The organism is Aureimonas glaciei (assembly GCF_014643375.1).
Classification (GTDB): Bacteria; Pseudomonadota; Alphaproteobacteria; order Rhizobiales; family Rhizobiaceae; genus Plantimonas; species Plantimonas glaciei.
Genome location: NZ_BMJJ01000010.1, coordinates 169561 through 182048, shown reverse-complemented (window position 1 = coordinate 182048; position 12488 = coordinate 169561). Strand labels below are relative to the sequence as shown.

At 68.4% G+C, this 12488-nt stretch carries 15 protein-coding genes; 6 read left to right on the top strand and 9 right to left on the bottom strand.

What is annotated here, in order from left to right; all coding sequences use genetic code 11:
• Positions 1 to 120: 120 nt before the first annotated feature.
• Positions 121 to 423, bottom strand: coding sequence for a 50S ribosomal protein L28 (gene rpmB / locus IEX88_RS19720; protein WP_188854000.1), 303 nt, complete (start codon positions 421 to 423; stop codon positions 121 to 123).
• A gap of 282 nt (positions 424 to 705) precedes the next feature.
• Here rpmB and IEX88_RS19715 point away from each other — a divergent pair, with 282 nt between their 5' ends.
• A complete protein-coding gene (locus tag IEX88_RS19715; RefSeq protein ID WP_188853998.1) occupies positions 706 to 1494 on the top strand; it encodes a DUF3108 domain-containing protein in 789 nt (262 codons plus the stop codon).
• 84 nt (positions 1495 to 1578) lie between these two features.
• Here IEX88_RS19715 and IEX88_RS19710 read toward each other — a convergent pair whose 3' ends face one another.
• The 3 genes from IEX88_RS19710 to gloB all read right to left on the bottom strand — a co-directional run bounded on the left by IEX88_RS19710 (position 1579) and on the right by gloB (position 3903).
• Complete coding sequence (locus tag IEX88_RS19710) at positions 1579 to 2397, bottom strand: potassium channel family protein (RefSeq protein ID WP_188853996.1); 819 nt, start codon at positions 2395 to 2397, stop codon at positions 1579 to 1581.
• A 286-nt stretch (positions 2398 to 2683) separates the two neighbouring features.
• Positions 2684 to 3133 carry a cupin domain-containing protein gene (locus IEX88_RS19705; RefSeq protein ID WP_188853994.1) on the bottom strand — a complete coding sequence of 150 codons (450 nt, stop codon included), beginning with the start codon at positions 3131 to 3133 and terminating at the stop codon, positions 2684 to 2686.
• A complete protein-coding gene (gene gloB / locus IEX88_RS19700; protein ID WP_188853992.1) occupies positions 3133 to 3903 on the bottom strand; it encodes a hydroxyacylglutathione hydrolase in 771 nt (256 codons plus the stop codon). The genes IEX88_RS19705 and gloB overlap by 1 nt, the downstream gene beginning before the upstream one ends.
• A gap of 171 nt (positions 3904 to 4074) precedes the next feature.
• Between gloB and IEX88_RS19695 the strand changes: the two genes are divergently transcribed.
• Both IEX88_RS19695 and IEX88_RS19690 read left to right on the top strand, forming a co-directional pair.
• Positions 4075 to 4824 (top strand): class I SAM-dependent methyltransferase, encoded by a 750-nt coding sequence (locus IEX88_RS19695; RefSeq protein WP_188853990.1) that lies wholly within the window; start codon positions 4075 to 4077, stop codon positions 4822 to 4824.
• Between the two features lie 95 nt (positions 4825 to 4919).
• Positions 4920 to 5903, top strand: a complete 984-nt coding sequence (locus tag IEX88_RS19690; protein WP_188853988.1) for an aldo/keto reductase — start codon at positions 4920 to 4922, stop codon at positions 5901 to 5903.
• Between the two features lie 51 nt (positions 5904 to 5954).
• Here IEX88_RS19690 and IEX88_RS19685 read toward each other — a convergent pair whose 3' ends face one another.
• From IEX88_RS19685 to metX, 4 genes are read right to left on the bottom strand one after another with little or no spacing between them, the layout of a single operon-like run.
• Positions 5955 to 6197 carry a BrnA antitoxin family protein gene (locus IEX88_RS19685; protein ID WP_188853986.1) on the bottom strand — a complete coding sequence of 81 codons (243 nt, stop codon included), beginning with the start codon at positions 6195 to 6197 and terminating at the stop codon, positions 5955 to 5957.
• Positions 6172 to 6444 carry a BrnT family toxin gene (locus IEX88_RS19680; protein WP_188853984.1) on the bottom strand — a complete coding sequence of 91 codons (273 nt, stop codon included), beginning with the start codon at positions 6442 to 6444 and terminating at the stop codon, positions 6172 to 6174. The genes IEX88_RS19685 and IEX88_RS19680 overlap by 26 nt, the downstream gene beginning before the upstream one ends.
• A gap of 33 nt (positions 6445 to 6477) precedes the next feature.
• Complete coding sequence (gene metW, locus IEX88_RS19675) at positions 6478 to 7137, bottom strand: methionine biosynthesis protein MetW (protein WP_188853982.1); 660 nt, start codon at positions 7135 to 7137, stop codon at positions 6478 to 6480.
• Positions 7137 to 8324: a homoserine O-acetyltransferase MetX gene (metX, locus tag IEX88_RS19670; protein ID WP_188853980.1), complete on the bottom strand. Its 1188-nt coding sequence runs from the start codon at positions 8322 to 8324 to the stop codon at positions 7137 to 7139. Before metX ends, metW begins: the two co-directional genes overlap by 1 nt.
• Before the next feature lie 150 nt (positions 8325 to 8474).
• On the opposite strand from metX, the gene pheA reads away from it, so the two are divergent.
• The 3 genes from pheA to IEX88_RS19655 are packed head-to-tail and all read left to right on the top strand — an operon-like array spanning position 8475 to position 11452.
• A complete protein-coding gene (gene pheA / locus IEX88_RS19665; protein ID WP_188853977.1) occupies positions 8475 to 9293 on the top strand; it encodes a chorismate mutase in 819 nt (272 codons plus the stop codon).
• A gap of 39 nt (positions 9294 to 9332) precedes the next feature.
• Complete coding sequence (hisC, locus tag IEX88_RS19660) at positions 9333 to 10442, top strand: histidinol-phosphate transaminase (protein WP_188853976.1); 1110 nt, start codon at positions 9333 to 9335, stop codon at positions 10440 to 10442.
• Complete coding sequence (locus IEX88_RS19655; protein ID WP_188853975.1) at positions 10439 to 11452, top strand: prephenate/arogenate dehydrogenase family protein; 1014 nt, start codon at positions 10439 to 10441, stop codon at positions 11450 to 11452. Before hisC ends, IEX88_RS19655 begins: the two co-directional genes overlap by 4 nt.
• Here the strand turns inward: IEX88_RS19655 and IEX88_RS19650 are convergent.
• Positions 11418 to 12449: a DUF2125 domain-containing protein gene (locus tag IEX88_RS19650; RefSeq protein ID WP_188853974.1), complete on the bottom strand. Its 1032-nt coding sequence runs from the start codon at positions 12447 to 12449 to the stop codon at positions 11418 to 11420. The two genes, IEX88_RS19655 and IEX88_RS19650, sit on opposite strands and share 35 nt — an antisense overlap.
• Positions 12450 to 12488: the final 39 nt, after the last annotated feature.

Sequence of the window (12488 nt, the reverse complement as noted above, 5' to 3'; positions counted from 1 at the left end):
TTTTTAACCTGGGTGATGGAACCAGAGATCCGGGTGCCGGCGGCACCCGAAAGACGATCGCCCTATGGGGCTATCGTCAAATGGATCAGGGAACGCCCCTTCGGGCGAACCCCGGATGGATCAGGCGGCGGCCGAAGCGTCGCCGGCGAGCTTCTTGGCGATCTGGCGCTTCAGAAGCCGGGCGCGCTGCGACAGGTCGCTCTCGTCGGCCTTGACGAGGAACGCGTCGAGGCCGCCGCGGTGCTCGACCGAACGCAGGCCCGAGGCGCTGACGCGCAGGCGGAAACGCTGGCCGAGTGCGTCCGAGATCAGCGTCACGGCGCTGAGGTTCGGCAGGAAGCGGCGACGCGTCTTGTTGTTCGCGTGGCTCACATTGTTGCCGTATTGGACGGCCTTGCCGGTCAGTTCGCAAGCGCGCGACATGGAGGTACACCTTTCAAGCTCGTAACGTCCGCCGCGGATCGCCACCGGCGTCGGCCAGGCACGATCAATCATCCGCGGGGCATGATCGGAATTGTTGGCTCGTATAGGCCGCCCTCCCGCCGTCGTCAAGCCAAACGGTCGCCGCGGCGCGCCGTAGAGCGGCACCGGCAGAGTTTCGCCGGAATTCATGGCAAGATGCGGAGTGACGCTGGCGGATGCTGCGCCCATATAGGGTGTGGACCGAGCCGCCCTGACCGGAACATTCCAGGATTGAGGAAGAGCATGACGCACAAGGCCCGTACCCTTCCCTTCATCGCCCTCTTCTGCCTGCTCGCCGCCGGTCCGGCCACACCGGCTGCCGCCGAACCGCTGTCGACCCGCTACGACGTCTCGCTGATCGGCCTGCCGGTCGGGCGCGCCTCCTTCGACACGACCATCACCGGCAATGCCTACAGCGTCGAGGGAACGCTGGCTTCCAGCGGCCTTGCCGACATCGTTACCACGATCAAGGGCAAGAGCAGCGTCGCCGGCCGGATCCAGGGCACGAAACTTTTCGCCCACAGCTACGGGCTCGATTATTCCAGCGACAAGAAGACCTATCGAAGCGCCGTCACCTTCCGGTCGGGAAAAGTCTCGTCGGCCGACGTCGCGCCGAAGGTGACGAAGCCGAAGAAGGATTACGTGCCCGTCGCCCAGAGCCAGCTGTCGGCCGTCGTCGATCCGCTGAGCGGGCTGATGCTGAAAGGCAAGGCGACGCCCGAATCGCTGTGCCAGCGCCGCCTGCCCTTCTTCGATGGCTGGTCGCGTCTCGACCTCGTTCTGTCGCCCGGCGGGACGCGGCCCTTTTCGACGGACGGCTACAAGGGCGATGTCGTCGTCTGCAACGTCCGCATCGAGCCGGTGAGCGGCTACCGCGCGGCCTCGCGCGGCATGAAGTTCATCCAGCGCCAGACGATCGAGCTCTGGTTCGCGCCGATCAAGGAGACCGGCATCTTCGCGCCGGTCTACGCCCGGATCCCGACCGAGATCGGCCCGCTCACTTTGCGCGCCTCGGTCTTCGCCAAGAACTGAATCGGCGCGAGGCGGGTCGCGAACGCCGGGGCCTCGCCAACTGGTCGGGCGTCGCACAGCCGGCGCGCCGCCGCTGGCCAGCGGTCAGTCGTCGACGTCCGGGATCTTCAGGCGAAAGCCGCAGGCCTTGCAGTGGACCGCGTCCGGCTCGTGCCGCTGCAGGGCGCATTGCGGACAGCTGAAGTCGACCTTGTACGGCCGGAAGATCAGCTGGGCGAGCCGGACGAACAGCGAGATGCCGATCAGCATGGTGACGATCGAGGTCAGCTTGCCCCAGGGACCCGGCAGGGTGATGTCGCCGAATCCGGTCGTCGTCACCGTCGCGACGGTGAAATAGAGCGCGTCGATATAGCCCGAAAAGCCCGAGCCGGCGCGAAAGAAGCTGGTGTAGATGAAACCGGTCGCCACGAACAGGAAGGTGATCAGGTTGACGATCGCCCGGCCCGTGTCCTCCCATCGCTGGAGCCCGTGTCGCCGCAGCGGGATCCAGATGATGCCATTGCGCGAGATCGACCACAGCCGGAGAATCCTCAGGAAACCGAAGTTCGCCAGCCAGTAGGGGAAGAGCAGCGTCGCCAGGATGACCAGATCGACCAGAACGGTCGGCCGACGCAGCCAGCGCAGCGTATCGGCACTGGCGAGCCCTCGCGCCGCGATGTCGGCGGCCAAGAGGACGGCGATCGCGTAGTCGATCCACAGGAAGGCGCCGGTGTCGCGCAGCACCGGGGTGGCGATGAAGAAGGCGATGGTGAGGAGGTCGATGATCACCACGGTCAGCTGGAAGCGCTGCGCCCGCTTCGTCCGGCCGTGATAGAGCTCGCGCAGCCAGAGCCGGAGGCCAGCGATGGACTGCGACGGCGCCGGCTCGGACGCCCGATGGGTGGGATCGCTGGATGGGGGCATCGCTTGCCTTACTGGGCCTGCATCGCCTTCGGCGGCGACCGCCCCGTCGGCATTCCGGGCGGATCGACCGCCTTGTGGTAGCCCGTGGTGCAAGGCACCACAAGCCGGCGCTGCCGCCCGACGGCGCGCCGGGACGGATGGCTTGTCCGGCGGGGCACCGCCGCCGCTGCCCCTGGGTCCCAGCTTCCTGGCGCGCGAAGGCACCGGGCCGGACGGTGCTGCCGTCAATAGCCTCGTGCCCGCCGCGACGGACCGCGCCGCAGCCCTCCGCGCGGCGCCGCTTCGCTCAGCCCTGCGCCGACCGCGGCGTCGGGCGCCAATCCTTGGGCGCCATTTCAAAACTGTCGAAGCTGAAGCCCGGCGCGACCGTGCAGCCGACGAGGGTGAACTCGCCGAGCGTCGTCGCGGTCTGCCACCAGCCGGCCGGCACGACGAACTGCGGTTGCTCGTTCAGCTCGACATTCGGCCCCAGCCGGTGCGCCGAGGCATCATGGCCGTTCGAAGAGACGGTGATCACCAGCGGCGCCCCGGCATACCAGTGCCAGGCCTCGGCCGCGTCGGTGACGCGGTGCCACTCCGAGGTCTCGCCGGCCTCCAGCATGTAGTAGATCGCCGTCGAGCGCGGCCGGCCGGTCGAATCGACCTCGGTGTCGCGAAAGGTTTCGCGGTACCAGCCGCCTTCGGGATGCGGCTTCAGCTCGAACTGGCGGACGATGGAAAGCGCCTTGGAGCTCATCAGTATCCGTTCCTCTTCTCGCGCAATGCGGCGAATACCGCGACAGGGTCGGCGCCGTCCATCTTCATCTCGGCCTGCAGGTCGGCATTGTCGGCGCGCAGGAAGGGATTGGTGTGCTTTTCCTCGCCGAGCGAGACCGGCAGGGTCGGCTGGCCGGCGATCCGCAGCCGCTCGATAACCTCGACGCGGTTGCGCAGGGCCGGGTTGCCGGGATCGACGTCGACGGAAAAGCGGGCATTGGTCGTCGTGTATTCGTGGCCGCAATAGAGCATGGTCTCGTCCGGCAGCGCCCGCAGGCGCTTCAACGATTCCCAGAGCATCGCCGCATCGCCCTCGAACAGGCGGCCGCAGCCGAGCGAGAACAGCGCGTCGGCGGCAAACAGCGCCTTGGCGTCCGGCAGGTAGTAGGACACCTCGCCGATCGTGTGGCCGGGGGTATCGATCACCTCCACCGCGATGCCGCCGACGGTCAGCCGATCACCGCCGGTGACGGTCCGGTCGATGCCGGGAATTTTGGCCCGCTCCTTCTCCGGCCCGAGGATCTCGGCCCCGTAGCGGGCCTTCAGCGCCTCGTTGGCGGCGACGTGGTCGGTGTGATGGTGGGTGGTCAGGATATGCGTCAGCTGCCAGCCCGCCGCCTCCAGCGCCGCGACGATCGGCCCCTCCTCCGGCGCGTCGATCGACAGCGTGCCGCCCGAAGCGGGATCGTGGACGAGCACGCCGAAATTGTCGCTGCGGCACATGAACTGCCGGATTTCGATGTCTGCCAAGAAGCTTCTCCTTTGCGGCTGCGTCAGTGCCAAGCTAGAGCGCCGCGGGGCGTCGGGGAGATGGTCCGCAGCGGATCGTTGCACGGCGGGCGCCCTTCCGGGGCTACACGGGCTGGTGCGATCAGGCTATAGCATGGGCCCGATGACCGCCCGGAGCCTCGTCCCCTGAGCATGAACGCCGACATCGTCGATCTCCGGGACTTCTACGCCTCCGGCCTCGGCATCGCCGCGGAGCGTGCCGTGGCCGCGTCGCTGATGCAGATGTGGCGGGCCATTCCCGAAGAGAGGCTGCTCGGCCTCGGCTACACCCTGCCCTATCTCGACCGCTTCGCCGGGGATTGCGAGCGGGCGCTCGCCTTCATGCCGGCAAGCCAGGGCGCGGTGAACTGGCCGGTGGGCGGCGCCTCGCGCACCGCGCTTGTCGGCGGCGAGGAACTGCCGCTCGGCGACGCCTCGATCGACCGCATCCTCCTCGTCCATGCGCTCGAGTTCGCCGAAAGCCCGCTCGAGATGCTCGGCGAATGCTGGCGGGTGCTGGCACCGGGCGGGCGGATCGTCATCGTCGTGCCGAACCGCCGCGGCGTCTGGACGCGCTTCGAGCACACCCCCTTCGGCTCCGGCCGCCCCTGGTCGCGCGGCCAGCTGATGCAGTTGTTGCGCGCGGCCATGTTCACGCCCTGCGCCTGGTCCGACGCGCTGCTCTTCCCGCCCTTCCAGCGCCGCTCCCTGCTCGCTCTGGCCCCGGCGATGGAGCGTTTCGGCCGGCAGTTCTGGCCGATCTTCTCCGGCGTCATCGTCATCGAGGCGACGAAGGAGGTCTATCGCGGCATTCCCGTCGCCAGCGCCCGCCGCGAACGCCGCCGCATCGTCCGGCCGGTGCTCGTGCCGCAGGGCGCCGGGGCGACGCGGCGGGAGGGGTGAGAACCGTCGCGGCGGGGTCCGGATGGGGCTGAACTCTTCTCGCGCTGCACTATCTCTGTCGGGCAACTCCAACATCTTCCGGAAGGCACCCCGCCATGGAAAAGCGCACACTCGGCCGCGATCTCGTCGTCTCCTCCGTCGGCCTCGGCTGCATGGGCATGTCGGAATTCTACGGCGAGGGGGACGATGCGCAATCGATCAAGGTCATCCACCGCGCCCTCGACCTCGGCGTCACCTTTTTCGACACTGCCGACATGTACGGCGTCGGCAAGAACGAGGAGCTCGTCGGCAAGGCGCTGAAGGGCCGGCGCGAGGGCGTCGTGCTCGCCACCAAGTTCGGCAATGTCCGCGGCCCCAAGGGCGAGCGGCTCGGCATCAATGGCCGCCCGGACTATGTGAAGAGCGCCTGCGAGGCGAGCCTGAAGCGCCTCGGCGTCGAGGTCATCGACCTCTATTACCAGCACCGCGTCGACCCGAACACGCCGATCGAGGAGACCGTCGGCGCGATGGGCCGGTTGGTCGAAGAGGGCAAGGTGCTGCATCTCGGCCTGTCCGAGGCGGCGCCCGAGACGATCCGCCGCGCCCACAAGGAGCACCGGATCGCCGCGCTGCAGACGGAATACTCTCTCTGGAGCCGCGACCCGGAGGAGGAGATCCTGCCGACGGTGCGCGAGCTCGGCATCGGCTTTGTGCCCTATTCGCCGCTCGGCCGCGGCTTTCTCACCGGCGCCTTCAAGACCGAGGCGGATCTGCCGGAAGGCGATTTCCGCAAGGGGTCGCCGCGTTTCTCCGGCGAAAATTTCCAGAAGAACCTGAAGCTGGTTCAGCTCGTCGAGGCGATCGCGGACCGCAATGGTGTGAAGGCCTCGCAGGTGGCGCTCGCCTGGGTGCTGGCGCAGGGCGAGGACATCGTCCCCATCCCCGGCACCAAGCGGACGAAATATCTGGAGGAGAATATCGCGGCCGCCGCCGTGACGCTCTCCGCCGACGACCTCGAGGAACTGGCCGACGCGTTCGCCCCCGGCGCCACCGCCGGCACGCGCTATCCCGAGGCGGGGATGAAGGCGGTCAATCTCTGACGCATGCGTTGAGTTGTGCGGCCTCCACCGTAACGGCGGAGGCCGACAGATCTATCCGGCGATCGCCTTGCGAAGAACCTCGTCGATACGGCTTTCCCAGTCCGCGCCCGCGGCTTGGAAAGATCTGACGACGTCCGCGCTGATCGCGACCGAAACCTTGGCTTCTGCTCCCCTTGCGGTGCGCGGGAATGCCGCCAGAACTTCCGGCGGCAGAGTGTCGGCCGTCTGCGCCCGAGCGAAGTCAGCGTCCGTCCACTCCGGATTGTCGTCATCGATAATCGGATCGGGTGACATGGCGCCTCATTTCCTTTGAATGCGCACGGCGAAGGCTGATGGCCCGAATATGTCCCTCGCGGACGGCGTAGACAAGACAATGCGCCACGCCGTCGATGAGGCCAAAGGCGCGGAATCGAGCTTCGCCGTAGTCGTGCCGGTCATCGACGAGGAACGCCAAGATCTCGAGATCCTCGGCCCGCGCCAGGGAAATGCCGTGTTTCGCGATATTGGTCGCATCCTTGGCGGGATCGAAGACGATACGCACAACCGCGGCTTCCTCCCGAAATGACGCGCCCCGCTACCGGCTGAGCACGAACACGCCCTGCTGGCCGAACAGGTTCCAGAACGCCCAGGGCATGCGCATGCCCATCTTCTGGCCGGTGGCGTTGATGGCCATCGCCGTCTCGATCTTGGCGCCGATCTCCTCGGTCAGCTCGACGAAGTCGCGCATGGTGCAGAAGTGGATATTGGGCGTCTCGTACCAGCTGTAGGAGACGTTCTTCGTCACCGGCATTCGCCCGGTGAAGCCGAGCGCCAGGCGGATCGACCAGTGGCCGAAATTCGGAAACGAGACGATCGCCCGCTCGCCGATGCGCAAGAGCTCCGACAGGACGATCTTCGGATTGCGCGTCGCCTGGATGGTCTGCGAGAGGATCACGTAGTCGAAGGCGTCGTCGGGATAGTGCACGAGGTCGCGGTCGGCGTCGCCCTGGATGACGGAGAGGCCGCGCGCGACGCATTCGTTGACGCCGGCCTGGCTGAGCTCGACGCCGCGGCCGTCGACATTGCGCCGGCGTTGCAGCAGCTCCAACAGCGAGCCGTCGCCGCAGCCGACGTCGAGCACCCGCGAGCCGGGGGTGACGAGATCGGCGATCAGCTGCAGGTCGATGCGCTGCGACGGCTCGGCCAGGACGGCGTTGCTGGTGGGAAGCGGGGTGCCGCTTGCGTGTGCGTCCATCAGGTAAGCCCCCGCATGCGCGCCGCCGAGGAGATGAAGCCCTCGATCGCCGCGAAGAAATCCGGCTCTTCCAGGAGGAAGGCGTCGTGGCCGCGGTCGGTGTCGATCTCGACGAAGGAGACCGAGGCGGCGGCCGCATTCAGAGCATGCACCACGGCGCGGTTCTCTTCCGTCGGAAACAGCCAGTCGGAGGTGAAGGAGACGAGGCAGAAGCGCGTGCGGGTGTTGCGGAAGGCGTCGGCGAGGCTGCCGCCGTAATCGGCCGCAATGTCGAAATAGTCCATCGCCCGCGTCATGTAGAGATAGGAATTGGCGTCGAAGCGGTCGACGAAGGTCATGCCCTGGTAGCGCAGATAGCTCTCGATCTGGAAATCGGCGTCGAAGCCGAAGCCGAGCTGCGTGCGGTCCTGGAGGTTGCGGCCGAACTTGCGCTGCAGGGCGGCCTCCGAGAGATAGGTGACGTGCGCGGCCATGCGCGCGACGGCGAGGCCCTTGTGCGGGCGGGTGCCGGCGGCGATGTAGCGCCCGGCCTGCCAGTCGGGATCGGCCATGACTGCCTGCCGGCCGACCTCGTGGAAGGCGATGTTCTGCGAGGAATGCCGGGCGCCCGTGGCGATCGGCAGCGCGGCGAAGACCCGGCCGGGATAGCTCACCGTCCATTCCAGCACCTGCATGCCGCCCATCGACCCGCCGACGACGGCAAACAGCGTGTCGATGCCGAGGCGGTCGACCAGCATCGCCTGCGCCCTCACCATGTCGCGGATGGTCAGCACCGGCAGATCGAGCGCGTAGGGCTCGCCCGTCGCCGGGTCGATCGAGGCCGGGCCCGTCGAGCCCATGCAGCCGCCGATGACATTGGAGCAGACGACGAAATACTTGTCGGTGTCGATCGGCTTGCCAGGGCCCACCAGAGCCGCCCACCAGCCGCCCTTGCCGGTCACCGGATTGGGGCTCGCGACATATTGGTCGCCGGTCAGCGCGTGGCAGATCAGGATGGCGTTCGATCGCTCGGCGTTGAGTGTCCCATGCGTCGTATAGGCGATCTGGAAGGGCGCCAGCGACCGGCCGGCATCCAGCCGCAAGGGCTCGTCCGGGCCGAAGCGCGCCACGAGGCTCGACGGCTCGCGCGCCTCGCGGCGGGCGACGTCCTCCGTCTCGGCTGGCGGGGGATTGGCGATGATCGTCATGAAAGAGCGGGTCCGCTTGCCGGGGGAATTGGCCGAGCATCAACACGGTCCGGCGGCCAACGCAAGTTTTCGCCGGTGGCCCGGTGGCTTTGCAACCCCTGCCGCGCCCGGTAGAAGGGCGCACATGCCAAGACAGAACAGAGGTGGACAATGACGGCCCTGACGGCTGCGGACCCTTCGAGGCTCGCCGAACTGCGCGCCAAGATCGACGCGATCGACGAGTCGGTGCATCGCCTCCTGATGCAGCGCGCGATGGTGATCGACGAGCTCATCGAGGTGAAAGGCACCGCCCGCAACGGCGCCGCCTTCCGTCCGGGACGCGAGGCCGACATGATGCGGCGCCTGGCGCAGCGCCACCAGGGCCATCTGCCGCTGACGGCGATCGAGCATCTCTGGCGCGAGATCATCTCCACCTTCACCGCCCTGCAGGCGCCGTTCGAGGTCGCGGTGTCGACGGCGAGTGACTGCGTGGCGGCGATCGAGGCGGCCCGCTTCACCTTCGGCTTCTCCGTCCCGGTCCTGCCCTGCGAGAGCGCCGACGACGTGGTCGAATGGATCGAGGAAGGCGGCGACCGTCTCGGCGTCGTCATGCTGGGCGAGCAGGCTGCCGCCTGGTGGGAAGGACTCACCACCGGCCAGATCGTCGCCCGCCTTCCCTTCTTCGAGACGGAAGGGCGCGAAGCCGGAGCGCCGGCCCTGGTGCTGGCGCCGCCGCTCGCCGATCCCGTGCCGTTCGAAGTCGACTGTCTCATCGTCTCCGGCCCCACGCGCGCGGTGGCGACGCTCACAGCGAGCCCGATGCTCACCGCCGGTTCGGCCGAGACGATCGCCGCCGAGCATTGGGATGCCTCCAGCTCCCTCCTCGTCGCCACCACCGATGCGGCCGCCCTGCAAAGCGAGGCGAAGGCTCTGGGCCTCGACATAAGGCCGGTCGGCGGCTATGCGGCACCGTTTCGCATCCACGGCTGAAAGCCGCCTGCGCATTCCCTTCCTGGAAGGACCACGATCATGACTTCTGGCGCGCTCCCGGCCCCCAAGCCCGGCATCCTGGATATCGAGGCCTATGTGCCGGGCAAGAGCGCGGCGCCCAAGGGCATCCCGCTGCACAAGCTCTCCTCCAACGAGACGCCGATCGGCCCCTCGCCGCGCGCCGTGGAAGCCATGCAGGCGGCCATCGCCCATCTCGAGCTCTATCCGGACGGACAGGCGACGGCGCTGCGCCATGCCATCGCCGAGGCCCACGGGTTGAACCCCGCCAACATCCTCTGCGGCAACGGCTCGGACGAACTGCTCGGACTTCTGTGCAGCGCCTACCTCGCGCCCGGCGACGAGGCCATCCACACCGAGCACGGCTTTCTCGTCTACGATATCTACATCCGCGCCGCCGGCGGCACGCCGGTCGTCGCGCGCGAGACGGACGCACGGGCGGACGTCGACGCGATCCTTTCCTGCGTCACGGAGCGCACCAAGCTCGTCTTCCTTGCCAATCCGAACAACCCGACCGGCACCTATCTGCCCTTCGACGAAGTGCGGCGGCTGCATGCCGGGCTCCCCGGCCATGTCATCCTCGTCCTCGACGCGGCCTATGCCGAATATGTCCGCCGCAACGACTACGGCGCCGGCATCGAGCTGGCCTCGGAGGCGGCGAACGTCGTGATGACGCGCACCTTCTCCAAGATCCATGGCCTGGCCGCGCTGCGCGTCGGCTGGATGTATGCGCCCGAGGCCATCGTCGACGCGCTGAACCGCATCCGCGGCCCGTTCAACATCAATGCGCTCGCCATCGCGGCGGGCGCGGCGGCGATTGGCGACCGCGCCCATGTCGAGCGGGCCGTCGCCCACAACAGCCAGTGGCTGGAATGGCTGACCGGGCGGCTCGAGGCCCTCGACCTCAAGGTGACGCCGAGCGTCGGCAATTTCCTGCTCGTGCACTTTCCGGAGGAGCCGGGTTTCGGCGCCGCCGAGGCGGACGCCTATCTGACGGAGCGCGGCTTCATCCTGCGCCGCGTCACCGGCTACGGCTTTCCCAATGCGATGCGGCTGACGATCGGCAGCGAGGAGGCCAATCGCGGCGTCGTCGCCACGCTCGCCGACTTCCTCGGGCGGCCTGCGACATGAGCGAGCCGCTGTTCGACCGCATCGCCCTCGTCGGCATCGGCCTCATCGGCTCGTCGATCGCCATCAACATCCGCGACCGCGGTCTTGCCCGCCACGTCGCGATCTCGACGCGCAGCGCCGAGACGCTGGCGCGCGCGAAAACGCTGGGTCTCGGCGACAGTTTTCACGCCGACCCCGCCGACGCGGTGGCGGGGGCCGATCTCGTCATCCTGTCGGTCCCGGTCGGCGCTTCCGGCGCCGTGACGAAGCAGATCGCCGCCGCCCTGAAGCCCGGCGCCATCGTCTCGGACGTCGGCTCGGTCAAGGCCTCGGTGGTCGAGCAGATGCAGCCGCACCTGCCGGAGAACGTCCACTTCATCCCGGCCCACCCGATCGCCGGCACGGAACAATCCGGGCCGGACGCCGGCTTTCTCGAACTGTTCGAGGGCCGCTGGACCATCCTGACGCCGGTTCCCGGAACGCCGCCCGAGCCGGTCGCGCAGTTGACTTCGTTCTGGCAGGCCTGCGGCGCCCGGGTCGAGACGATGACGCCCGAGCATCACGACCTGGTGCTGGCCATCGTCAGCCATGTCCCGCATCTCATCGCCTACAACATCGTCGGCACCGCCGCCGACCTCGAGACCGTGACGCAGTCGGAAGTGGTGAAGTTCTCGGCCTCCGGCTTTCGCGATTTCACCCGCATCGCCGCCTCCGACCCGACGATGTGGCGCGACGTCTTCCTCAACAACCGCGATGCCGTCCTGGAAATGCTGGCGCGTTTTTCGGAGGACCTCGCCTCGCTGCAGCGGGCGATCCGCTGGGGCGACGGCGACGCGCTGCATGCGCTGTTCACCCGCACCCGGGCGATCCGCCGCTCGATCGTCGAGGCCGGGCAGGATACCGACGCGCCGAATTTCGGCCGCCAGCCGCTGCACCGGGCAGCCAGCCCCGGCGCCGCCGGCGGGGCCGCCACGCCGACGCCGGCAGCGACGGAGATCAGCGCAACGGGGGAAGCGCCCCCAGCGGAATGACGCCGAGCATCGCCTGACCATCCGTGACGGTGATGCGGATGGTCGTGCGGCCGTTCTCCGTCTTTCCGGCAAAGGCGATGCCCGAGGCGATCGAGCCGGCGATGGGCGCCGCCTGGGGCGCGATCTCTGCAACGAGCGCGGCGATGGCGCCCGGGTCGGTGACGACGATGTCGAACTGGCCGGACACCGTGTGGTCGTCGGCGAAGCGGAACGGACCGGAGACCTCCGCGCTGCCCCCGCCGTCGCCCGTCAGCGCCAGCCGCAGCGAGCGCAGCGTGCCGCTCCGGCCGGCCAGCGCCTCCCCCGGCGTGGTGCCGATGCGACGGCCGGACAGCCAGTCCGCCGCGCCGTCGACGGTGAGGTCGAGGCTGGCGTCGAAGACCGGAAGCGTCTCGAGAGCCGGTCCGAGGACCCTCACGCCCCGGTCGGTGACGGCCAGGTCCAGGCTTCCCTCGCGGCGACGGGCGTGCACTTCGACATGATCGGACTGGACGAGGGCGCGACTGCCCTCCGCCGGCTCGCTGAGCGCCACGACCGGCTCTTGCAGAACCAGGGCGAAATGGTCGAGACCCTCCGTCCAGAAGGTCATGCTGGCCTGGGCGAGGCGCCAGCGGATGTCGAGCGGCGGCGCCGCCGGCGCATCGATGATCAGCGGTCCGTCGAGTTCGGCAATCACCTTGTTCGGCTGATAGATCTGCGCCGCCGTGCGGAGCTCGCCGCCATCGGCCCTGAGATCCTTGGCCGGCGCGTTGACGTGCAGCGCGTCGCACCGCAGGCCGAGGCGGAACGGGTAGCCGAACACCGCCCGGTTGTCGCAGGTGATCCCCACCCCCTGCCCGCCGGCCGTCTCGATCCCGGCGCGGACGGCGATGTCGAGGCGGTTGGCGAGATAGTACCAGGCGCCGGTCAGGGCGGCAGCCAGCACGACCACGACCACCACGATCCACGCGAAGACGCGCCGCGCGCCCGAGGCCGTCTCGTCACTTGACTGCGTCATGTCGATCCCTTTTGTGCAGTCCCAAGAGACCCCCAACCG